The sequence below is a fragment of the Psychrobacter sp. Marseille-P5312 genome (assembly GCF_900291405.1).
In the GTDB taxonomy this organism is placed as follows: Bacteria; Pseudomonadota; Gammaproteobacteria; order Pseudomonadales; family Moraxellaceae; genus Psychrobacter; species Psychrobacter celer.
This window is the reverse complement of the sequence record NZ_OLML01000001.1, coordinates 2,564,138-2,588,895: the sequence shown is the minus strand read 5'-3', so window position 1 is coordinate 2,588,895 and position 24,758 is coordinate 2,564,138. Positions and strand designations below refer to the sequence as shown.

Sequence of the window (24,758 nt, the reverse complement as noted above, 5' to 3'; positions counted from 1 at the left end):
AAAGACAGTTGTTAGTAAAAAACTTTATAAGTACCTAACTAACTATCAAAGGATATCAAGGGCAGCCACTTATCGTAGTGACTGCCCTTTTTTGTATGCTATTAGGGTATGGCGCTTATTTGGTAAAAGCATCATTAGTTTTAGGCTGTGCATTTTGAACCGTTTGTAGACTGCCATCCTTTTGCCGCAGTTTTAACAGCAGTTTTTGATGCCATGGTAGATTTTGGTAGGCTAAGCGCTGCTGCGCGATTTTTTTATTGTTTTGGAGGGTTTGAGTGTTTTGAATCACATGTACCGTACGGGCTGTTTCTTTGAGCAGCCGTCCTTTCTCATTTTGTATGACCGCCTTTATATTATGCGCGCCGGGCATAAGATCGACAGTGGCGATAGAAGCACTTAACCCTTGTGCAACCTCACTACCATCAAGATAAATACGGACTCCATCACCTGCCTGCAAGGCAGGCATCACCTGTACGCGCACCTCAATACTTTGAGCAGGACGGCGATATGCGCGAGTCTCGCTAGGCTCGGCGATCATAAGCTGATAGCTCACTGTCTTGCGCGCCTTATCTGTGCTATTGGCCTTGCTCACAGGCGCAGATGACGAGGTCGCCTCGCCAGTCACCTGACCAATCGTGTCTCTACCAGTAGAAACAGCCGTCTGACTGACGGTTTTGTCCGTCTGCTGTTCATAGTTTTGTGGCCGATCGGTAAAGGTGACTTGTCCCGTCTTTTCATCGACTACTTTATAGATGGTTGCTGCGTGACTGGTGGGCACTGCGATAGGTACTGTGATACTCACTGAAAGTACGGTCAGCGCTGTCAGTAAACCGAAACATTTGGCTTTTATGCCTCTGGTCTTTAGAGTACTGGACTTTAGAGCGATGGTTGTTACATCAGCGTCTTTTATATGAGTGTTTTTTATATGAGCAAGGATAAATATCGTCATGGTCAAGCCACCTAATCAGTCTGATACTTCCTATTATGCGGTATTTGCGTGATGAAATCAGTAGCGATGTTTTATTCATTTATCGGGTAGCGTATTTTTCATTTTCGCGCATAAAAAACACCAGCCAAGACAAGCTTAACTGGTGATTTGATGTTATTTTACATTTAGCTTAAATTCAGTGTTTTGAGTACGCAGCTGATTAGCAGCTGTAGTACATGTCAAACTCAACAGGATGCACAGTTACGTTCAGACGTTGTACTTCTTCTTCTTTCAAAGCAATAAACGCTTCTAGCATGTCTTTAGTGAACACATCGCCTTTTAACAAAAACTCGTGGTCGTCTTTTAGCGCCTGTAGTGCAACATCTAGACTCTCTGCAACCGTTGGGATTTGTGCTTCTTCTTCTGGTGGCAAGTCATATAAGTTCTTGTCAGCCGCTTCACCTGGATGCATCTTGTTCTGGATACCGTCAAGACCTGCCATCAATAGCGCAGCAAATGCTAAGTATGGGTTGGCCGTTGGATCTGGGAAACGCGCTTCGACGCGTACTGCTTTTGGACTGCTCACGTGCGGAATACGGATAGACGCTGAGCGGTTTGATGCAGAATACGCAAGCTTGATAGGTGCTTCGTAATGCGGTACCAGACGCTTATAGCTGTTCGTTGATGGGTTGGTAATCGCATTCAGCGCACGAGCGTGCTTGATGATACCACCAATGAAGTACAATGCTGTCTCAGACAGACCAGCATACTCATCACCAGAGAACGTGTTTACGCCATCTTTTGAGATCGACATATGTACGTGCATACCTGAACCGTTGTCACCAACGATAGGCTTTGGCATAAAGGTCGCTGTTTTACCAAACTGGTGCGCCACGTTATGGACAACATATTTCAACTGCTGAACCTCATCCGCTTTACGTACCATCGTGTTAAACGCTACACCGATTTCAGACTGGCAAGACGCCACTTCGTGGTGATGAACTTCAACGCGGCCTTCGCCAACGATTTCTTCCATACGCTCACACATCACAGAACGCATGTCATGCGAGCTGTCGATTGGTGGTACTGGGAAGTAGCCGCCCTTGACGCGTGGACGATGCGCCATGTTGCCCCACTCATAAGTCTCGTTAGTCGACCATGCAGCTTCTTCAGCCGTAATTTTATGACTGACGCCAGACATATCAACTGACCATTTTACATCGTCAAATACAAAAAACTCTGGCTCAGGACCGAAGTAAGCAGTATCACCGATACCAGTGGATTTTAAGTACTCTTCTGCGCGGCGAGCAATAGAACGTGGATCACGATCATAGCCTTGTAGCGTTGATGGCTCGATGATATCGCAGGTCACGACGACTGTAACGGCATCAAAGAACGGATCGATAAAAGCCGTTTCAGGGTCAGGACGTAGGATCATATCTGAGGCTTCAATGCCCTTCCAGCCAGCGATAGATGAACCATCAAACATTTTGCCGTCTTCTAGCACTTCTTCGTCGATGGTAGAGGCAGGAAAACTGATGTGTTGCTCTTTACCGCGAGTATCGGTAAAGCGAAAGTCAACCCATTTAGCATTAGATGATTTGATAAGATCCAGTAATTTATCCGACATAAATAGTCTCCGTTGTGTTGATTAGATATTTGCAATATAAACTGTTTTAACGCTATTTTAACGCTATTTTAACGCTATTTTAACAACATATGACTGACAATGTTGCTTTGTTCAAATGCTGGCTGATTATTATTAATAAACAGTGATAGACAGCAGTAGCTGATAAAGAAGCAGCTCATCATCAACCCTCATACTGTCCGCTGACAATAATGATGCAACTGCTGTGCCAAGCTGTTGGCGCATGACAGTGCAGCAAATCCATCGGCAGCCAAATAGTAAATAAATACAGATATTTAGCGTGTTTTTGCCAATGCGTGATAAAAATATCTTCTTGGGCGATCACCACCATATGATGATTTGGCGCATCCATTAGTGTCTTTAATGCACCAAATTAGCTCATACAATGGTGCAATCTGTTTCTTCAATGCTCTTTTTTGGGGCAAATCACCTGTCTGGCCAGCACTGCGCCCTGTTTTAACTCAATCGACTATATCAGAGTGAGTCGATTTTTGATACATTGCCTTATGTCAATAAAAAGGGGTTTTTATATAAAACTAACTATAATCGGTAATACAGAAAATCCATGATAAACCTGCTGGCTGTCGTGCTGCGTTTGATAGCACGCAAAATAGTGGTAAGATAACTGCGGACGATAAAAACTGTAACAATCCTATAAGCTGGCGCACGCTCAACCATGCAGCAAACAAGCATGTAGCAAAAAAGGAAAAAACGACTACAGCTGTCGTTCTACATCTACAAAAGCAAGACTTATAAAGAAAGCTAAGATTTATAAAAAAGCCAAACCAACTAAGTTGATACCCACATGATTTTGATGATCGATAATTACGACAGCTTTACGTACAATATTGTACAGTACTTCGGTGAACTACAGCAGGATATCACCGTCTGGCGTAACGATGAGATCAGTCTCCAGCAGATCCAAGCCCTCGCACCAGATGCGATCGTAATTGGCCCTGGCCCGTGCACCCCTGACCAAGCGGGTATTTCTTTGCAAGTTATCGATGCCTTTAAGGGCGTCATACCTATCTTGGGCATCTGTCTTGGCCATCAAGCCATTGGACAGGCTTTTGGGGCGCAGATCATCAAGGCAGGCGCGGTCATGCATGGCCGCCTATCTGCGGTATATCATAACGACCAAGGCGTATTTTTTGGCCTGCCAGCACCCGTGCAAGTCACCCGCTATCACTCACTGGTGATTGACCAAGCCAGCTTGCCTGAGTGCCTAGAGATGACTGCTTGGACACAACATAGTAATGGTAGCATCGAGGAGATCATGGGCGTTCGTCATACTGCCTACGCCATTGAAGGCGTGCAGTTTCATCCAGAGTCCATCCTAAGCCAAGCAGGTTATCAGCTGCTCAATAATTTTTTGCACACTCATGGTTTGGCAGTACTGCCTACAGATGCCTTACCGCAAGTCGGTTAAATTCCGTTCAGTTTAAGACTGTTTGGCGGCAATTTATTTGCCAATTTACTGACAATGCTGATGATAAATAATCTATAACGCCCACGCCTTTTAACCCTTATTTATAAAAATACTAAGCGAGAGAACAATGAGCACAATAAAAACAGAGGATACCACTACCCCAGATCATATCGCTCAGCTATCTGATGAGCAGACGCACAAACTCCTGACCACCGCATTGGCGAGAATCTTTCAGCACATTGACCTAACCTTTGATGAGATGTATCAAGTCATGCTGATTATCATGCAGGGTCGATGTAGTGATGCCATGATGGGTGCGATTTTGACGGGTCTGCGCATGAAAGGCGAGTCCATCGACGAGATTACCGCATCGGCCAGCGCCATGCGTGACTTAGCAGCCAACATTACACCGGCAGACTGCCACTATCTGGTCGATATCGTCGGTACGGGCGGTGATGGTGCCAATTTGTTTAACGTCTCTACCGCTTCAGCCTTGGTCGCAGCAGCGGCAGGGGCACAAGTGGCCAAACATGGTAACCGCGGCGTGTCGACCAAATCTGGCAGCTCCGATTTGCTTGAACAAGCAGGGATCAGCTTGACACTCAGCCCAGAGCAGGCCAAGCAATGCATAGAAAATCAAGGCATTGGCTTTTTATTTGCGCCCAATCACCACAGCGCCATGCGCTATGCCAACCCCGTACGCCGTGAGCTAAAAGCGCGGACGATATTTAATATCCTGGGGCCATTGACCAACCCAGCTGGCGCGCCCAATCTGGTCATTGGCGTCTTTACCGCAGCGCTGTGTGAGCCTATCGCTAAGGTGATGAAAAATCTAGGGGCGCGTCACGTCATGGTGGTCGGTGCCAAAGACGGCCTAGATGAAATCAGCTTGGCCACTTCTACGACGGTCGCTGAGCTAAAAGATGGTACGGTCACAGTCTTTGAGATGAGGCCAGAAGATGCGGGGGTCGAATCGCAAACCCTCATCGGTCTGGATGTTGACTCCCCTAAAGAGAGTCTGGAGCTGATACGCGCCGCCCTGTCGGGTACAGACACTCATGATCGCGCGGTGCTCAAAGCTCGTGATATGATTGCACTCAATGCAGGCGCGGCCATTTATACGGCAGGACTGGCCAGCAACTATCCAAATGGTGTTAGCCGCGCTCAAAAGATCATTCAAAATGGCGATGCCTTGACCAAGCTTGAGTCTTTGGCACAATATACTCAGCAGCTGGCGCAAAACACTTAAGTTTTTCATACAGCCATCGGCCACTGACTTTTGCCCTTTTACCTTTAGACATATTCGGACACCAGCATGACCCATACAGACATACCTTCAGTATTACAGCGCATCGTTGCGACCAAACACCTTGAGGTAAAAGCGGCTCGTGAGGCGCTATCTCTAGATGACTTAAAAGCCAAGGTGCTGGCCAATCAGCAGCCGCGGCGCGGCTTTGCTCAGTCACTACGAGCGGCCAGCACCAGCGAGAGCGGCATCGGTATCATCGCCGAGATTAAAAAAGCCTCGCCTTCTAAAGGCATCATCAATCATAACTTTGCCCCCGCATTGTTCGCCCAGCAATATGAGCAGGCGGGTGCCAGTTGTCTGTCTGTCCTCACCGATCGCGAGTACTTTCAGGGAGAAGATAGTTACCTTGAGGCGGCGGCCAATGCTGCCACACTGCCGCTACTGCGTAAAGACTTTATGGTCGATGTGTATCAGATTTATCAATCCTACTTGCTGGGTGCAGACTGTATCTTACTGATTATGGCGTGTCTTGATGATGAGCAAGCACGGCAGCTGCATGCGCTGAGTATCGATCTGGGTATGGATGTGTTGATTGAAGTCCATACCAAAACCGAGCTTGAGCGCGCCCTCCAGCTGCCTCGTAGTGTCCACAACATCTATGGCATCAATAATCGCGATTTAAATACATTCGCTGTCGATCTACAGACCACGCTTGAGTTAAAAAACACCTTAATCAAATCATTGGCCGCTGACGCCGACAGCCATGGACAACAGCCACTTATCGTGACTGAAAGTGGGATTCATAGCAGTGCTGATATTCGCCTGATGCTAAACAACGACATTCAGCACTTTTTGATCGGTGAGCAGTTTATGAAAACCGAGCATCCTGGACAAGCGTTACAATCCTTACTTGCAGGCGTCGCAGCAGACGCGTAAAGTAACTAAAAAATGCCACAGTACCCATTACCCAACTACCTTTTCATCAACCAACGATACCTTAACTGTTATGTCAAATTCTCTATTTTCTAAAGAAATGCAAGATCAGCTCAAAGAGCTAAAAGGCCAGCTGAGTAAAGGCCGTGATACCAACTCACCTGAGGGCGAAAACCAAAAGCCGACTGAGCCTGTATCGCTGCCGACGCAAAAACAAGTCAAAAAAACGGTCAAACAACTAGACAGTGAGCATATCGACGACGACAAAGTGCTGTTTATGCAAGCAATGCATGGCGTCACTCAGCTCGAAGACAAAAACGTGCGCTCCCCTGTCACCAACACCAGAGCTGGCAAACCTGATGCCACGACTTTATCAAAACGTGCCGCCGCGCAAGGCAGTGAAAGCGGCGATCTAAGCGCCGGCTTATCAGACATGCAAGCTTTGCTCAATCCTGTAGCAAGCGAAGCATACTTATCGTACAAACAGCCAACCCTACAAAACAAAATATTTGATCAACTAAAAAAAGGCAAATTGCGCTGGTATGATGCCGTAGACATCCATGGCTGTACCATCGAAGAAGCCCGCACCGCGATGACCCAACTACTCAGCCAAGCCAAAGCCAACAACGAAACTGTGGTCAAAATCGTCCATGGCAAAGGCTCTGAGGCCATCTTAAAAACCTGTGTGAATGGCTGGCTCCGTCAACTGCCTGAAGTACTGGCGTTTTGCTCGGCCTCGCCAAAAGATGGCGGCAATGGTGCGGTACTAGTACTGCTAAAAAAACCAAAAGGCGCGAGTGAATAAACCTTAAAGCAAAGCAAAAAAAAGACTGCCCAACAAGCAGTCTTTTTTTATAGATGATGTGGTTTTAGAATATAGGATGATGTGCTTTTTAGAAGATAGTGCGCCTTATAACTTCGATAAGAGTAAATAACGATGAGCATACAGACCCTTGACACCCCTGAGCAGCTAGCAGCACATATCGATGCGTTGATAGCAATCGAGCCGAGATTTGCGCCGGTCTACGAGCAAGTGGGCTTACCCAGTCTGCGGCACAATACTGGCGGCTTTATGCAATTGATGCGAGCGATGGTCGGCCAGCAGTTGTCTGTCGCTGCGGCAGCCAGTATTTGGCAGCGCTTGCTTGAGACCGGCTTGACCACTCCTAGCATGATTCAGCACGCAAGCGATGACGCGCTCAGAGCCCAAGGTTTATCTAAACAAAAAATTCGCTATATTCGCTCTTTGGTTGCGCATGATATAGACTTTGCTAGCCTAAAAACCCTACCAGATGAGGCAGTAATAAACATCCTAACCACCGTCACAGGTATCGGGCGCTGGACGGCTGAGATGTACTTATTGTTTTCTTTACAGCGCGCTGACATCCTCGCTGTTGATGACTTGGCGATCAAAGTTGCCGCCATGACACTGCTGGACTTGCCTGAGCGTCCTACCCCAAAACGACTCCACTCTCTAACGCAGCATTGGTCACCTTACCGTAGCACAGCCAGCCTATTGCTTTGGTCGTATTACGGGCAGCTGCGTAATAAGACCGCTGTACCTATCTAAGAACCCATGATTTACCATCATCATTGCAAACAATATTTTTTATAACAATTATAGTTTTTATAGCGACTATAGCAATGCCACGCCTTATATGGCTGTCTTTTTAGGGCTGGTTCCATATTGACAAGCCAAACTTGCGTTTGGTGTGCTTAAACTTCCTCTTTTTTAGCGCACGGCCTTTTTCTCTGAGCGCCTTGATGCTATGTTGTTTTTTGGTCGCCGTGGCGTCAGGTGACGCGGCAGTCTTTTTATCTTTGCTGGCTCTATGGTCTTTATCCAGATCTATGTTGTGGGCATCATCATGATGTTTATCTTGTTTTTTATCCATGTCGTCGCGAGCATGCTGGGCGCTACCATCTGTCCTATTAGCCATGTCGTCATCTTTTGACGCGTTACTTGCAGACTCGTCATTATCAGATTTTTGCTCGCTGTTTGCTTTAGACGACGCAACATCGGTTTGATTGACTATCAGCTGCTGCGTAGGCAGTGCATGCTCGACGTCGTATTTTTTGACCTGAGTTAATATATCAACGAGCACGACGTTTTGCTTATCATAAAACTCCATCACGTTATTGGCGTTGATATAGGCTTGCAGCTGAATCACATAGCTATCTTGGCGCAGCTCTAAGATATGGACCTGATTCCATTCTTGGTTGGTCAAATAATGCTCATTTAAAAACTCATCTAAGTCTTTGACCATCTTAAAGACCACATCGATATCAGCGGTACGCTTAATATACAGCTGATGAAAAAACCGAAACATATCACGCGAGGTAAAGTTTTCGATTTGCATCGAAGAAAAATCACCGTTTGGCACAGTGACGATGGTACGCGTCAAGGTGCGCACGCGTGATGAGCGAATACCGATATCGATGACCGTGCCTTCATACGTGCCAAATTTACAATAGTCCCCTATGCGTACGGGAGAATCTGCGACCACCACCACACTACCGACGAGGTTTTCGATGGTCTTTTGCGCACCAAGCGCCAATGCCAGACCACCAACCCCTAGTGCGGCAATCCCTGTGGTCAAATCAAACCCTAAATTACCAAAGATGACAATCACCGCAAAGATGAGCAGCAACGCTTTGACGACTTTTCGTAGCAGCCCTAAGATAGAGACACGCTCGGTATAGTTTTTCTTATAGCTTAAATTGACCGCGCGGGTAAATATCGCATCAATGACGCGCAGTAATAACCAAGTCAACGCCAACCACGAGGCGATATCAGCAAAACGATTGACCGGCTCTCGCAGCGTCACCGAGACGCCAGCATAGACCATCACCTCAGACAGTATCAGCGCCATAATGACCACAGAGAGTGGCAGTACCACTTTATTTGGCAAAGGTAGCGGGACGCCGCGTACTCGCGGATAGGCGATTCGCAGAAGATGATACAGTAGCCAGACTAAAATATAAGTAAAGACAAAACTGCTGACGATCATCGTCAGCGTCGCCACTAAGTCCGCCATCTGATAGCCAAACAGCTTTTTGCCTTCCAATGAGTCAACTGTATAGCGAGACACCAACGTCGGCTCGGTGTTTTCTATCACTTCGGGTACCGAGCTGAGCGTCTCACTAGAAAACTGCCAATACTGTTCGCCTTGCTTAGACAGCACTCTCTCAAGCACCAACGGGACGCTTGTTTCTCCGACATTGATGACCCCGACGTTTTCTTGATTCGGTGGTAATTGATCCGTGAGATTACCCTCAGGTGTATTACTGATTTGTAGGTCAGGCTGAAAACGGCCGCCAGCATCTAGTGCTTGCTTAAACTGACGCACGACCGTGGTGGGATTGTCCGACTTAGACAAATTAAGATAATTGCTCGCCAGCAGGTAGTCGTTTTCGCCCAGCGCCTTAATAAACCCTTGTACCGTATGGCGCGGCGTGTCGCGCCCAAACGAATCTGGTATAGGCGTGCTTGCCGACTCTTCACTGCCAGTCGTGCCATTTACGCCAAGCGTTGTCGTTTCTGCAGCAAAGGACGCTGTGGGCAGCAGTACGCTCATCGCCATGATAAGCAAAAGCATCATAGTGATAAACGGGGTTTTTAGGCTGGTAGACAATACATCTGGAGCCTGACGAAAATTCAGATGGTGCTTAATAGACAAAACAAACCTCTTAGCTTGATGAGTGGCACAAAAAGGGCAGATAAAACCCTTACTATCATAACAATTATTTATCACAACAGTGCTTTTGATTGCATGTTTTTGTAGATGGCTGCCGTCAAATTTATTTAGGCGTTTTGCTTTACCGCTCCGACCATGAGCGTCATTCAACCTACCTTGAGGAAAGATTAGGTTAAAGTGGTTTATAAAGGGATAATTTTTGTAGATAATGAGCGCAGTTTTGCTTATATACTGTTTTTTGTAACTTTTGACACCTTTTACGTCTTAATAGTTATTTCTTATTTCTATATTTTTTAATTTGATTACTTTGGAATCGACCATGTTTTTATCACGTCTATCTTCACGTACCTATCTTCGCCTAAGTATTTTAAGCGCGCTTGGTTTGCTTGCCGCCAACACCGCGATGGCAGTGACCCCTGAGACAACCAGCGTTGATAACGGTGAGATGCCACAGGTTGAGCTTGATAAAATTGTCGTGACAGCGACGCGTACGCCGACCAAAGCCAGTAATGTGGTCGCGCAAACACGAGTGATCGATAAGGAAGAGCTACAGCGTTATCAGGGTCAGACGGCACTTGACGTTTTAAAACGTCAGCCAGGGTTCAGTCATTACACCAATGGCGGCTCAGGGACTATCTCAAATTTTTATATGCGCGGTTATGATAATAAACAAATATTAGTACTTATTGATGGTATACGGTATAGCTCGTTAAGTGCGGGCGGCGCCGCGTTAAGCTTGCTACCTGCTGATCAAATTGATCGAATTGAAGTTCTCTATGGAGCATCAGGTTCTAGCATCTACGGTGCGGATGCGATGGGCGGTGTCATTCAAGTATTCACTAAAGGCGGCAATATAGATCGAAGCAGTATGTCAGTTACCGCTGGTGTCGGCTCAAATGATCAATATTTATATGGTGCGAGCGCTCAATTTGCTAATGATAAGGGTACTACGCTGAGCCTAGCAGCCAGTCACAACGAAACAGACGGGTTTAACGCTACTTTACCTCGTGACCTACCAAGTCAGACTGATGATGATGGCTTTGAGAGTGATAACTACAGTTTATTTCTTAATCAAAAAATTAATGATAGTTTAAGATTTGGAATTAGCGGTCTTTATTCGAAATCAACAACCGATATTGACTCTTATGATGATTACATGACGGGCGCTCCTGCTTTAAAGCATGCATTTTCAGATCAAGAAAGTGGAGCTGCTAGCGCATATCTTGAACATTTTACCGATAGCAGCAACACTAAACTTCAATATGGCTATAGTATCGACGAATCAACAACTTATGAGACTGATGTAAATAATGGCAGTCAATATGATACTAAGCAGCAGCAAATAAGCTTGATAAGCGTTCAAAATTTGCCAGTCGGTAAAGTAACTCTAGGCGCTGAGCATTTGAAGCAAAAACTGGAGTCAAATGTATATGATGCCGATGTTCGTAAAATTACCAGTGGTTTTTTGGGTTATTTGCTGTCATATAATGGCTTCGATGCGCAAGCCAATATACGATATGACGACTATTCAGACTTTGACAGCGAAACTACTTATAACTTAGGCGGTGCTTATAATATCAGCCCTGATTTTCGTATTGGCGCAAGTTACGCTAAAGGCTATCGCATACCGACTTTTAATGACTTATACGGACCTAAGAGTTGGGGTAGTAATGCAAATCTAAAACCAGAAACTAGTGATAACTACGAAGCTTTTATTGAATATAATACTTCACTGCAATCGACACGCATTACAGGTTACAATAATAAGGTCGACGACCTTATTGCCAGTGATGGTAAAAGCACCCCTGAATACATTTATGGACAAAGAATAAATACTGACAAAGCCAAAATCAAAGGTGTAACATTGACTTCAGATTGGGTGATTGATAATTACCTATTTGGAGCGAGTTACGACTATCAAAAAGCTAAAGATGATAGCGATTACACTGGTAAAGTCGACTATCTTGGTAATCCTATTGATTACAATGGTAACTATCTTCCTATTCGCCCTGAGAACAAAGGCCTTATCTACTTAGGTTATCACTTACCGAGCTTAGATATCCGTGCTGAATATGAATACATAGGTCATTATTATTACAGTGTAAACAATGCTGATTCACAGATCATAGACAGCTTTGGTCTATTTAATATTAGTGGCAATTATCAGTTGACAGATAATTTAACAATGAGTGCTCGCTTAAATAATATTACTAATAAAGAATATGTGACAGCGCTTGGTTATAATACTGACGGTACTAACTTCTTCACCTCACTCACCTATAACTGGTTTTAAGCTTATTTGGTAAAAATTAGAACTTATATATAAATAATCAAGGCTATCGATAGATGGCCTTTTTTTTATGACGTAAGCACTTACGATTTTCCGCAGCCAATAGGTGACAAATTAATCCTCATCAATTACAATAACGACCTCCCGAGAGGTGTTGCGCCATAATCATCGATTACTGCAATTAAGCTTTATTGCTTTGCAAATCATTTATTATGTTAGGCTCGGTTAACTGTTTATGACCATTTTTGGTTATGAACAGCGCAAATAACGGCACCTGCGTTTTTATTCTTTTTATCTATTAACTGATAGGAGCATATTATGGACGCAGTGTCTACCACCCCATCTGCCCATACGATCGACCCCTCTTTCACTGACTATAAAGTCGCCGACATTAGCCTTGCTGATTACGGTCGCCGTGAAATCACCCTAGCTGAAGCCGAAATGCCTGCCCTGATGGGTTTACGTCGTCGCTACGAAGCCGACCAGCCGCTTAAAGGCGCCAAAATCGCCGGCTGTATTCATATGACCATCCAGACCGCAGTGCTTATCGAAACACTCGTTGCGCTAGGTGCAGAAGTACGCTGGACCTCGTGTAATATCTTTTCGACCCAAGACCACGCAGCGGCAGCAATCGCGGCGGCTGGCATTCCTGTGTTTGCTTGGAAAGGCGAAACTGAAGAAGAGTACGAGTGGTGCCTCCGTCAGCAAGTACATGTCGGCGGCGAAGCATCAGGCGAGCTTTGGGATGCCAACTTGATCTTAGATGATGGCGGCGACCTTACTGCTTTGATTCACAATGAATACCCACAGATGCTCGATAGCATCCATGGTATCTCAGAAGAGACCACCACAGGTGTGCATCGTTTGATCGAAATGCTAGGCAAAGGCACGCTAAAAGTACCGGCTATCAACGTCAACGACGCGGTGACCAAATCAAAAAATGACAACAAATACGGCTGCCGTCATAGCTTAAATGACGCCATCAAACGCGCAACCGATATGTTCCTTGCAGGTCGCCGCGCGTTAGTCATTGGTTATGGTGATGTGGGCAAAGGCTCAACCCAAAGCCTACGCCAAGAAGGCATGATCGTACGTGTCTCAGAAGTCGATCCTATCTGTGCGATGCAGGCCTGTATGGACGGCTATGAAGTATTGTCTCCGTACATCGATGGCGACAACACCGGCGGCGCAGACAGCATCAACAAGCAGTTGCTAGCAGACACTGATTTGATCGTCACAACAACAGGTAACTATCATGTCTGTGACAGACACATGCTCGCAGCATTAAAGCCTGGTGCGGTCGTCTGTAATATCGGTCACTTCGACACCGAAATCGACACGCAATTTATGCGTGACAACTGGCGCTGGGTTGAGATCAAACCACAAGTACATCAAGTGTTCCGCTCAGATGACGAAAACGACTATCTGATTTTGCTTGCCGAAGGTCGCTTAGTGAACCTAGGTAACGCAACCGGTCACCCGTCACGCGTGATGGACGGCTCGTTTGCCAACCAAGTCTTGGCGCAAATGTACTTGTTTGAAGAAAAATTCGCTGATTTGCCAATGGATGCACGCGCGGACAACTTGTACGTCAAAGTACTACCGAAAAAACTCGACGAAGAAGTCGCAGCAGCGATGGTAGCTGGCTTTAATGGTACGCTGACTAAGCTGACTAAAGAGCAAGCTGACTACCTAGGTGTGCCAGTCGAAGGCCCGTTTAAGCCTGACGCTTATAAATACTAAGGAGCGTGATTATGAGCAAGCCTGCTTTTTCTTTTGAGTTCTTCCCTGCCAAAACTGAGCAAGGGGGTCAAAAGCTCCTAAACACCTATGACGAACTAAACAAACTGGCACCAAGCTATTTTTCAGTGACTTACGGTGCGGGTGGCTCGACACGTAGCCGTACGCTAGACATCGTACAGACCTTATGTGCGCGCGGCGATACTGATATTGCGCCGCACATGTCGTGTATCGGTGATGATAAGGTCGAAATCGCAAGCCTGCTCGATCATTATAAAGCACTGGGCATCAAGCGTCTGGTGGCGCTGCGCGGCGATTTGCCCTCAGGTCAGATCGGTATGGGTGAGCTGCCATTTGCATTAGATTTGGTCAAGTTCATTCGTGAGCATTCAGGCGAGCACTTTCGTATCGAGGTCGCCGCCTACCCTGAGATGCATCCGCAAGCGCGTAGCTTTGAGTTTGATGTCGACAACTTAGTCAACAAGTACCAAGCAGGTGCCAACGCGGCGATTACTCAGTTTTTTTATAATGCTGATAGCTACTTGTACTTGCGTGATACGTTAGAAAGGCGTGGTATCGACACGGTCGCACAGCCATTAATCGCTGGTATCATGCCGATCACCAACTCCAGCAATTTAGTACGCTTTGCTGATAGCTGCGGCGCTGATATTCCGCGTTATGTGCGTAAACGCTTGGCGGATTTTGGCGATGACAGCAAATCTATTCGCGAGTTTGGTTTTGATGTGGTGTATCGCTTATGTGAGCGCTTAATGAGCGAAGGCGTGCCAGCCATGCATTTTTATAGCATGAACAAAGTTGAGCCAAATAAACGCTTGGTTGAAGCACTGGGCCTTAGCGCTTAGACTACTTATATAGTAATAAAAACTGGCGTTCTTAGGAGCGCCAGTTTTTTGTTGCAAGCTTTTTTTGTCATCGCGTTTTTATCTCCCCTCCTCACTTCACCAATAGTCTGCTAAGATACTAAGACAGACTATTGTTCAACCAAAGGATGAACCGACTGTGCGACGTTTTTTTTATGCCAGCAGTAATACTAAGGACACACCTTACCCGCCATTGAGCACGGTTGCGATTGGTGCCAGCATCGAATTGACCGACAGTATCGTTCATCACTGGTGCCGTGTACTACGCGCAAATATCGGCGATGAAGGGGTGTTGTTTGATGGTTTTGGCGGTGAGTATCACGTACAGCTCCAAAGCATCAGTAAAAAACACGCCACGGTGGCGGTGTTGGCTCACAGCATAGATGAGCGTACGGCGCCTATTCTCAGCCAGATTGGTCTGGTGATGAGCCGCGGCGAGCGTATGGATTATGCCATTCAAAAGTCCACCGAGCTTGGGGTGACGGCGATTCAATTGCTCACCAGCCATCATGGCGAGGTCAATCTAAAACCTGCGCAAGTAGAGAAAAAGCTGGCGCACTGGCAGCAAGTGGCAATAGCGGCCTGTGAGCAGTGTGGCCTCAACCGTCCGCCGCTCATCTTTGCGCCTATCTCTATCACTGATTGGCTGACACAGCCGTCGCGTAGCGCGCCACACCTCGCCGTCAGTCCTTTGGTCGCCGAGCTAAGCCAAGACCATTACTACCAAGCACTGCAGCAGCCAGCCGATTTACGCTTGCAGCTTAGCGTGCCAGCAGTAGGACAACCTGCGATGCCAGAGGCGTTATTGCCAGTACTAAAACAAGCGGCGCCTTATATTGAGTTGCTCATTGGCCCTGAAGGCGGTCTTAGCGATGAGGAGTGCAAGTGGGCGGCGGATGCAGACTTTGCACCTTGGCAAATTGGCGCAAGGGTACTGCGCACCGAAACAGCGCCTGTGGTTGCTTTAGCGACTTTGCACGCGCTGACTTTATAACACAAGCACTCGGCTCGCTCATTGTTATGATGACAAACCGACTAATGATCCACCTTTGCCATGATGATTTCGATGATGACTACTTTTGCTCCCATCCCCATTGCCGACAAGCAGCTACTGCTGACCAAACTGTGTGAGCAATGCGATGATGCTATTTTCATTTTAGATGAAAACCTACGCTATTTGTCGATCAATGCCAGTTATGAGCTTATCATCGGCTATAGCGAGTCTTTTTTGCTGGGTCGGCCGCTTGGAGTCTATGCCGCTGATTTTTTGTCAGAGGAAGAAAGAGGCGTTTTGACGCAAATCACCAACCAACTTGATAGTAGCGGCTTTTATGAAAGTGATTTTTCGATGGCCAACCGTTATGGTGAGATACTACAGTGCCATATCACGTATCGCAAGGTAGCTATAGAGGCCAAGACTTATTATATCGGTCTGATTCGTGATATGTCTTCTGCGGCCAAAGACCGAAAGCAGCTGACCCATCTGCTCAATTACGATCAGCTGACCGGCCTGCCCAACCGTAAGGTTTTTTTGAGCCAGACCAGTGATTTGCTGCTCGACAGCTATCAAGAGGTGATCATCGTCCGTCTCAATATCGATCGGTATCGTAGTCTTGCAAGCCTATTGGGTCCTGATGGTATCAATCATTTAATCAAAAGCTTTGTGGCTCGTCTCAAGGCGCTAGAATTGGGCTGTTTGCGCTGCTTTTCGCACTTTGGCGGCGATGATTTTGCGTTGTTATTTGAATGCCATGATGCCAATATGGTGCGCCATCAGTTAGATAAGCTCATGCAGATGTGTGAGCGGCCTTTTTCGATCGATAAGGACACCAAAACCGACGCCAATATCTATTGTCATATCTCCGTCGGTGTCAGCTATTTCCCGCAAAACGACACCGAGCTGACAGGGCTTTTGACCAAAGCTGAAAAAGCCTTGCATTATGTCAAGCAGCAAGGCGGCGACGATATCTGCTGGTACAATGCGGCGATCGAAGAAGCCACCGCTGACAGTTTACAGTTAGAGGCTGAGTTAAGAGAGGCCACCACCGCAGGCCAGTTTATTCCCTATTATCAGCCAAAATTCGACTTGCCGACGGGTCATATTACCGGCTTTGAAGCGTTGGTACGCTGGCAACATCCCACTCGCGGTCTACTAAAACCAAAACATTTTATCGATGCTATTTTGACCCATAAGCTCTCGTTTGAGCTGTTTTCACAGATGGCTAACAAGATTGCCAACCAGTTATCTGAATGGCAACAGCAAGGGCTTCATCAGCATATTTGTATCAACGCAGATGCTGCTGAATTTAGCCACCCTGATTTTTTTGAGATGGTCAGTAGCCTGCTGGTAGAGCACGGTATCTCGACCCATCAGCTACATATCGAAGTCACCGAGTCGTCTTTGATACAGCGCCATGACAATGTCAAAAAACAACTAGCTCTGCTAAAAGATCTGGGTATTTGTATTGCCTTAGACGACTTTGGCACCGGCTATGCATCCTTGAGTTATTTACAAGAATACCCGTTTGATTTTATCAAAGTCGATAAAAGCTTTATCTCAAACATTGAGTCGGATCGCACCCAGTATGCCATTGTCAAAGCCATCTTAGACTTGGCTGCGGCGTTAGATATGCAAGTGGTCGCCGAAGGAATCGAGACTGAGGCGCAGCGTGATCGGTTGCTGGCGATGGGCTGCCAGTATGGTCAAGGCTATTGGTTTGGAAAACCCGTGCCCGCCGAGGTCGCCACCGACATGCTCATCAAACAGTCAACCATCAAATAATATAAGCAAATACCGGCGGCTATGATTGATTTTATCGTATCGGTAACATCAGTATTTTCATACGGTTATTACTCTGTGTCTTTTGCGTCTAACGCTGATTGCACAACCGATGCAAGGCAGGTTCATGACTTATCAGTCCTGTCACCAAACTTGTATAATCACCGATGAACGCCTATCTTTTATAGTGAATTTGTTGGAATATATTAAGTCTCAAACCGACTCTGACAATCACCATTCTTTTCAATACCATTTTATGTCATCGCGCACGTAGTCTATCTGTATGGCAGCCTATTATTTATTTGTGCTTGTCAACTTACTGTAGTGAGCCTACCGACTATCGTAATCTATAGACTGTGCCTGCTGACATGTTAAAAAGGACAGGAAGTTATGCAATACAAAGCGCCCTTACGTGACATTCAATTCGTGATGCATGAGCTACTCGATAGTGAAAGCCACTACAAAACGTTACCTGCATTTCAAGAGGCTGATCGTGAGTTGATGGACAGCCTATTTGAAATGGCGGCAAGCTTTGCCGAAAACGAGCTATCACCTTTGAATCAAAGCGGCGATGCAGAAGGCTGCCAGTTTGACAACGGTACTGTGACCACACCCACAGGCTTTAAAGAAGCTTATAAGCAGTACTGTGAGCTTGGCTTCCCAGCGCTATCAGCTGAAGAAGAATTTGGTGGTCAAAACATGCCGTTCTCACTATCAACGGTCATCAATGAGATGATCGGTACGGCTAACTGGTCATTTTCTATGTATCCTGGCCTATCGCATGGCGCAATTCAAACCATCGAGCACCATGGCACTGATGAGCAAAAACAAACTTACCTAGAAAAAATGGTCACCGGCGAATGGTCAGGCACCATGTGCTTGACAGAAGCCCACGCGGGCTCTGACTTGGGTATTATCCGTACCAAAGCTGAGCCAAATGATGACGGTACTTATAGCATCACCGGTCAAAAAATCTTCATCTCAGCAGGCGAGCACGACCTCACCGACAACATCATTCATATCGTTCTAGCCCGTCTACCAGGCGCGCCTGCTGGCACCAAAGGCATCTCACTGTTTATCGTACCTAAAGTGTTGGTCAATGAAGACAACAGCCTTGGCGAAAACAACAACGTCGTCTGTGGCTCTATCGAGCACAAAATGGGTATCAAAGCTTCAGCGACTTGCGTGATGAACTTTGATGGTGCAAAAGGCTACTTGATTGGTCCAGAAAACCGCGGTTTACAGTGCATGTTTACCTTTATGAACGTCGCTCGTATCGGTACAGCAGTTCAAGGCTTGACCGCAGCAGAATATGCGTTCCAAGGCTCATTGACCTATGCCAAAGACCGCCTAGCGATGCGCTCACTATCAGGTGCCAAAGCGCCAGAAAAAGTCGCTGACCCAATCATCGTTCATCCAGCGGTTCGCAACATGCTGTTGACCGAAAAAGCCTTTGCTGAAGGCGGTCGTGCGCTGGTTTATTACCTCTCACACTTTGCGGATACTGTGGCAAAAGGCGAAGGCGATGACCTGAAGTTTGCTGACCAAATGCTGTCACTGTTGACGCCGATTGCTAAAGCGTTCTTGACCGAAACTGGCCTAGAAGCGGCTAACCATGGCGTACAGGTCTATGGCGGTCACGGCTTTATCAGTGAGTGGGGCATGGAGCAAAACGTCCGTGACACGCGTATCGCTTGCCTCTACGAAGGCACCACAGAAATCCAAGCGCTCGACCTACTCGGCCGTAAAGTCTTGGGCTCACAAGGTAAAATGCTGGCCAACTTTGTCAACATCATCCAGACGTTCTGCCAAGAGCACAAAGACAATGACGAGATGGGTCAGTTCATCCGCCCACTTGCCAAGCACGTCAAAGAATGGGGCGACTTGACTGCACGCATCGGTATGCAAGCAACTGAAAACCCAGATGCAGTTGGCGGTGCGGCTGTTGACTACTTATACTTTAGCGGTTATGTGACCCTAGCTTACTTATGGGCACGTATGGCCTTGGTCGCGCAGACGGCATTGGCAGACGGTACTGGCGAAAAAGCTTTCTATGATGCCAAAGTCAAAACCGCGCAATTCTACTTTGCAAAATTATTGCCGCGTACCACCACGCATGTACAGCGTATCAGCACAGGTGTTGAGCCGTATATGACCATGGATGTGGATCAATTTGCGTTTTAATAGTGTTTTTGTAGTATTTTGACGACAGCACACTGTACTTATATCGGCAACATACCAAGGTGTGTTGCCGATTTTGTTGGTCAATTATATTTTGGTGTACGCATAATTCACGAAGAAACACACCCACTCATAAGCTTATTTGTTAAACTTTGCTTAGCCGTTGCTTTGATTATGAGTCGCACAGATGACCTCAAAAAGCAATCCATACGTTTGGCACTTCTTATTTTCATCGCTCCAACTTTTATTTATTTGAACCAAAGGAATGTTTATGGCTGTTTATAATGCCCCTCTTAATGACATGCGCTTTATCTTAAACGATGTATTTAACGCGCCTGAGTTTTGGCAAAATAACGAAAACCTAGCTCATGTCGATACGGAAACCGTCGATATGATTTTAGAAGAAATGGCAAAACTGTCAAAAAACGTTTTGTTGCCTATCAACCGTAGCGGTGATGAAGAAGGCGCAACCTTTGAGGGTGAGGGCGTTGTCACCACGCCTACTGGTTTTAAAGAAGCTTATAAGCAGTATGCCGAGTCAGGCTGGGTGGGCTTGAGTGGTAATGCTGAGTACGGCGGTCAAGGTTTTCCAAAGATGGTTACCATGCTGACCGAAGAGATGGTATTTACCGCCAACCAATCCTTTGCCCTCTACCCTAACCTAACGGTTGGCGCGACGCTTTGCCTCAACGCGGCGGCGTCTGAAGAGCAAAAACAAACCTATCTAGAAAAAATGTACGCCGGCGAATGGTCGGGCACCATGTGCTTGACTGAGCCACATGCAGGTACTGACCTCGGCATCATCAAAACCAAAGCCGTGCCAAACGATGATGGTAGCTACAATATCTCTGGTACCAAAATCTTTATCACTGGTGGTGAGCATGACCTCACTGACAATATCATTCATTTGGTGTTGGCAAAAACCCCCAATGCGCCAGAAGGCTCAAAAGGCATTTCATTGTTTGTCGTGCCAAAATTTTTGGTCAATGAAGATGGTAGCTTGGGTGAGCGCAACACCTTGGCGGTTGGCTCTATCGAGCACAAGATGGGTATCAAAGCCTCAGCGACTTGCGTGATGAACTTTGATAACGCCAAAGGCTGGATGGTGGGCGCAGAAAACACCGGCTTATCTTCTATGTTTATCATGATGAACTATGAGCGTGTGACCATGGGTCTACAAGGCCTTGGTGGCTCTGAGCTGGCTTATCAAAACGCAGCATTATACGCCAATGACCGTGGTCAGGGTCGCAGTGACACCCAAATCCAAAGCCCAGAAAAACCTGCTGATGCCATCATCCATCATGCTGATGTGCGCCGCATGCTGCTAAATGCCAAAGCCAACACCGAAGCGTCACGCTGCTTTGCCATGTATGTCGCCAAAAACCTTGACGAAGAAAAGTTTAGTACTGACCCAGAGGCCGCTCAAGCCGCGGCGGCGCGCGTTGCCCTACTGACGCCAGTTGCCAAAGCCTTCTTAACCGACAAAGCACTAGAAGCCACGGTTGATTGCCAGCAAGTATTTGGCGGTCATGGCTATATCCGCGAATGGGGCATGGAGCAAATCGTCCGTGATACTCGTATCGCGCAGATCTATGAAGGCACCAACGGTATTCAAGCGCTTGACCTACTCGGTCGTAAAGTGGCAAAAAACAACGGCAAATATGTCACCCATTTCTTAGGTGAAATTCGTGATTTTGTCAACAACATGCAGGCCGATCATGGCATCAAGCAGGCCACCCTAGATGCAGCTGACACCATCGAAGAGCTGACCACCACAGTGCTGAGCAATATCGGCGAGCGTAAGAGCGAAATCAACGGCTGCGCGGTTGACTATATGCATGCCTTTGGTTACCTTGCCTACTCGTATATGTTTGCCTTGATGGTCGAGGCCGCCAATGGCAAAGAGGGTGAGTTCTACACCAACAAAGCCAAGCTTGCTGATTATTTCGTTGGCCGTATCTTGCCACGTATCAATGCGCATGCACAGATGGTCAAAGCTGGTAGTGACCCAATGATGAACTTTGATCTTGATTATTTTGATGTGCCTGCCAACTAATCGGTCGCGATTGGCACATTAAAAGATATAAAAAAGGGACAGCTAGGTGACTGTCCCTTTTTTTGCCCAAACCATTTGGTCTGTGTTATAGGTCTATGCTATGGATATCAAGATATTCGTGAGTGATTTGACGCCGTTTGATAATATTTAGCCATTTTAGTCCATTTAGGTGACTGTCGATTGTATTAAGGACACGCCTTAGTAAAAATAACTGCTAACAAAATAATTCACCACCGAACTATCGTTATGATTAAAATAACGCAGGATACTTGTCTGATGGTGTGCTGCTCGTTGGTCGCCCAGCAACTTTGATGACTCTTAAATAATAAAAGCCGCTTATAATAAATCCTCTCATAATAAAGGACGCAACGTGTCAGAACTAAAACGCATTTTGCAACAGATTACTGCGCTCAGTGATGTGCCCGATCCGGTGGTGCTCAAGCGCTTGATAAATGAGCTGCGCGTCAGTGATAGAGAGCCTGCCCTAGCCAATCAAAACATTCAATCACTAATCGATATCCTACGTCAGCATCCAGAGTATGCAGATGGGCTGGCCAGCTTTGTATTAAAGCTCATTATCGAGTATCGACAAATTGCGCTATACACCGACACCGGCATCATGTCGGATCAAGGATTTTTTAACAGTCTGCGCCGGCTGATTGGGCATCGGTTTTTGCCTTTATTGCCGCAAGAAGACTCCGTCGTTGAACTGGTGGGTTATTTATTTAATAAGCGCTCTGATGAACGCTGGCTGGCCAACATCGAGCGCGACAAGTGGGATGCGCTGGTCGAGCTATTAAAAGTCAATGAGCAGCATCTGGATCTAGTCGCTACCGCCAAAAACAATATATTAAACGCCATTATTATCTTATCGTACCGCATTAGCGGCATTGGCTTGCACCCCGATCTGATGGAGTCGTATCCTCAGATACTCAACTACTCTGCGTCTTTTGTCGCCCAAAACCAAGAAGCCGTGCTGTTTGTCAATCAGTATCGCCAAGCCCACGAGCTAGATACGCTGACAGACATCACGCCCGAAAAAGCCGTAGACCCAGCGCCCTTGCTGGTCATGCTTGAGCAGTGCGAAGACATCGTCGCCACCGTACGTAAGCGCATTTATAAAACAGGTATCTCTATTCGTCTGACCAACATGATGCTGCGCCTTGATCAAAGCCTGCAGCGCATGCGCATCTTGACCGAGCTTGTGACCGATGATCATCAAAAGCGAGATCATGCGGTGATTGAGCTGGTGCAGACGCTGATTACCACGGCCAATCGCCGCTATAGTATTGGCTATTTGATTGACAATAATACCAAACTGCTATCGCGCAAAGTCACAGAAAACGCCAGCCGCGTCGGTGAGCACTATATCAGTACCGACAAAGCTGGCTATCAAAAAATGTTTAAAAAGGCCTCTATCGGCGGTTTTGTCATTGCCTTTATGGCTACCATCAAGATACTGGCCTATCAATTGGCCTTAGCGCCGATGGGACGCGCGTTTGTTAATAGTATGATTTATGGTTTGGGCTTTGTTTTTATTCATATCGTCCATGGTACGGTCGCCACCAAGCAGCCCGCTATGACGGCAGCGGCAATCGCCTCTACCATATCTGATGGTTCTGGTAAGAAATCGCATCAGTTAAATAAGTTATCAGAATTGGTAGTCGATATCTTACGAACACAGTTCGTTGCCATCATGGGTAATGTTATGGTGGCCATACCCGTTGCCCTAACTATCTCTTTCGTTTGGCTGCATAATACGGGCGAAGCAATGGTGAACACTGATAAAGCCGCACATTTGCTGCATAATCTTGACCCCTTTCACTCCTTGGCGCTTCCCCATGCAGCTATCGCTGGTGTGTATTTATTTTTGTCTGGTCTTATCGCGGGTTACTATGATAATTTGGCGGTTTACAACCAAATCGGCGCCCGTATTCAGCGTCATAAGCTTTTGCAATACTTATTACCCAAAGCTTGGCTTCAGCGTTTGGGCGGCTTTATCGAAGCCAATCTCGGCGCCATTATGGGCAACTTTATATTTGGCGTATTTCTAGGCAGTACCGCTACCATAGGTTTTATATTCGGCCTACCTATCGATATCCGCCACATTGCTTTTGCCTCTGCGGATTTAGCTCATGGCTTATTTAATCTATCGTCGAGCCAACTAGATTGGACCATTGTACTTACCTCTATTTTAGGGGTTGCGCTCATCGGTATGACGAACCTTGTAGTCAGCTTCTCGCTGGCATTGTTTGTCGCATTGCGCTCCAAAGAAGTCAAATTTATGGAGTGGAACCGTTTAACCAAGCAACTTTTTAGTCACCTGCTCACCCATCCTTCTGACTTTATCTGGCCGCGTGATAAGCCTATGAAGTACGCTCGAATTGACAGTCAAGGACATATGATTTTTGATGATACCAGCCCCCATAAAGGCGGACAGACCATACCGCATAACTATGTGGTACGCCGCCTATCCGATGTCAGAATACTGCCTGAGTCCAAACAGGCAGGGGCACAAAATGCGCAGACCAGCACCGACATATACTACGCCAATCAACCAAAAGGCGATCATATACAGCCGCATGCACCGCCAAAAAAAGTCATCGACTTAGATGACGGCCTCGTCGATGAAGAGCTAAACAGTGTACCGTACGCCAATGATATTCAATACGGCAAAACCAACAATCTGTCAGCTGATAGTAGCGCGCAAAACCAGCGCCATCATACTGACCAAAATAGTGCTGACCAAAGCATGAGCGCCCCTGATAGCAAGCCTGCAGGCGAGGCCAAAACGCCACTGCCAAAACCCAAAAAGCCACCAAAACTGCCCAGTTAATACAGGCACTTTGCTTATTCCGAACTCGGGTTTATATAGAGCGTGTCTTTATTTTAAAAATGGTGATAAAAATGAGATGAATGGCAGCCAAACATTGTGATTAGATATTT

Annotated in this window: 17 protein-coding genes; 13 read left to right on the top strand and 4 right to left on the bottom strand. The window is 46.6% G+C overall.

The window, feature by feature from the left end:
- Window positions 1-115 precede the first annotated feature (115 nt).
- The 3 genes from C6W44_RS11195 to C6W44_RS11185 form a co-directional block, all read right to left on the bottom strand.
- Window positions 116-949, bottom strand: coding sequence for a DUF4124 domain-containing protein (locus tag C6W44_RS11195; RefSeq protein WP_105245677.1), 834 nt, complete (start codon window positions 947-949; stop codon window positions 116-118).
- A 199-nt stretch (window positions 950-1,148) separates the two neighbouring features.
- A complete protein-coding gene (glnA, locus tag C6W44_RS11190) occupies window positions 1,149-2,558 on the bottom strand; it encodes a type I glutamate--ammonia ligase (RefSeq protein WP_105245674.1) in 1,410 nt (469 codons plus the stop codon).
- Window positions 2,559-2,739: 181 nt separating this feature from the next.
- Window positions 2,740-2,928: a hypothetical protein gene (locus tag C6W44_RS11185; protein ID WP_105245672.1), complete on the bottom strand. Its 189-nt coding sequence runs from the start codon at window positions 2,926-2,928 to the stop codon at window positions 2,740-2,742.
- A 453-nt stretch (window positions 2,929-3,381) separates the two neighbouring features.
- Here C6W44_RS11185 and C6W44_RS11180 point away from each other — a divergent pair, with 453 nt between their 5' ends.
- From C6W44_RS11180 to C6W44_RS11160, 5 genes are all read left to right on the top strand, one after another.
- Complete coding sequence (locus tag C6W44_RS11180; RefSeq protein WP_105245670.1) at window positions 3,382-4,005, top strand: anthranilate synthase component II; 624 nt, start codon at window positions 3,382-3,384, stop codon at window positions 4,003-4,005.
- Between the two features lie 127 nt (window positions 4,006-4,132).
- Complete coding sequence (trpD, locus tag C6W44_RS11175; RefSeq protein WP_105245668.1) at window positions 4,133-5,254, top strand: anthranilate phosphoribosyltransferase; 1,122 nt, start codon at window positions 4,133-4,135, stop codon at window positions 5,252-5,254.
- 66 nt (window positions 5,255-5,320) lie between these two features.
- Entirely contained in the window at window positions 5,321-6,190 is an 870-nt protein-coding gene (gene trpC, locus C6W44_RS11170; protein ID WP_105245666.1) for an indole-3-glycerol phosphate synthase TrpC, read from the top strand.
- Window positions 6,191-6,260: 70 nt separating this feature from the next.
- Window positions 6,261-6,992, top strand: coding sequence for a Smr/MutS family protein (locus C6W44_RS11165; RefSeq protein ID WP_105245664.1), 732 nt, complete (start codon window positions 6,261-6,263; stop codon window positions 6,990-6,992).
- A 132-nt stretch (window positions 6,993-7,124) separates the two neighbouring features.
- Window positions 7,125-7,757: a DNA-3-methyladenine glycosylase family protein gene (locus tag C6W44_RS11160; protein ID WP_105245661.1), complete on the top strand. Its 633-nt coding sequence runs from the start codon at window positions 7,125-7,127 to the stop codon at window positions 7,755-7,757.
- Window positions 7,758-7,857: 100 nt separating this feature from the next.
- Here the strand turns inward: C6W44_RS11160 and C6W44_RS11155 are convergent, their stop codons facing one another.
- On the bottom strand, window positions 7,858-9,789 hold the full coding sequence (locus C6W44_RS11155; protein ID WP_105246656.1) for a mechanosensitive ion channel family protein: 1,932 nt from the start codon (window positions 9,787-9,789) through the stop codon (window positions 7,858-7,860).
- A gap of 415 nt (window positions 9,790-10,204) precedes the next feature.
- On the opposite strand from C6W44_RS11155, the gene C6W44_RS11150 reads away from it, so the two are divergent.
- From C6W44_RS11150 to C6W44_RS11115, 8 genes are all read left to right on the top strand, one after another.
- Window positions 10,205-12,178 (top strand): TonB-dependent receptor plug domain-containing protein, encoded by a 1,974-nt coding sequence (locus C6W44_RS11150; RefSeq protein ID WP_105245659.1) that lies wholly within the window; start codon window positions 10,205-10,207, stop codon window positions 12,176-12,178.
- A gap of 315 nt (window positions 12,179-12,493) precedes the next feature.
- Window positions 12,494-13,918, top strand: coding sequence for an adenosylhomocysteinase (gene ahcY, locus C6W44_RS11145; RefSeq protein WP_105245657.1), 1,425 nt, complete (start codon window positions 12,494-12,496; stop codon window positions 13,916-13,918).
- 11 nt (window positions 13,919-13,929) lie between these two features.
- Window positions 13,930-14,778 carry a methylenetetrahydrofolate reductase gene (locus C6W44_RS11140; RefSeq protein ID WP_105245655.1) on the top strand — a complete coding sequence of 283 codons (849 nt, stop codon included), beginning with the start codon at window positions 13,930-13,932 and terminating at the stop codon, window positions 14,776-14,778.
- Between the two features lie 157 nt (window positions 14,779-14,935).
- Window positions 14,936-15,790, top strand: a complete 855-nt coding sequence (locus tag C6W44_RS11135; RefSeq protein WP_105245653.1) for a 16S rRNA (uracil(1498)-N(3))-methyltransferase — start codon at window positions 14,936-14,938, stop codon at window positions 15,788-15,790.
- Window positions 15,791-15,850: 60 nt separating this feature from the next.
- Window positions 15,851-17,578: a putative bifunctional diguanylate cyclase/phosphodiesterase gene (locus C6W44_RS11130; protein WP_227526426.1), complete on the top strand. Its 1,728-nt coding sequence runs from the start codon at window positions 15,851-15,853 to the stop codon at window positions 17,576-17,578.
- A gap of 387 nt (window positions 17,579-17,965) precedes the next feature.
- On the top strand, window positions 17,966-19,759 hold the full coding sequence (locus C6W44_RS11125; protein WP_100749676.1) for an acyl-CoA dehydrogenase C-terminal domain-containing protein: 1,794 nt from the start codon (window positions 17,966-17,968) through the stop codon (window positions 19,757-19,759).
- A gap of 268 nt (window positions 19,760-20,027) precedes the next feature.
- Window positions 20,028-21,812, top strand: a complete 1,785-nt coding sequence (locus tag C6W44_RS11120; protein ID WP_105245651.1) for an acyl-CoA dehydrogenase C-terminal domain-containing protein — start codon at window positions 20,028-20,030, stop codon at window positions 21,810-21,812.
- Window positions 21,813-22,182: 370 nt separating this feature from the next.
- Window positions 22,183-24,648 carry a site-specific recombinase gene (locus C6W44_RS11115; protein WP_105245649.1) on the top strand — a complete coding sequence of 822 codons (2,466 nt, stop codon included), beginning with the start codon at window positions 22,183-22,185 and terminating at the stop codon, window positions 24,646-24,648.
- The last annotated feature ends 110 nt before the right edge of the window (window positions 24,649-24,758 follow it).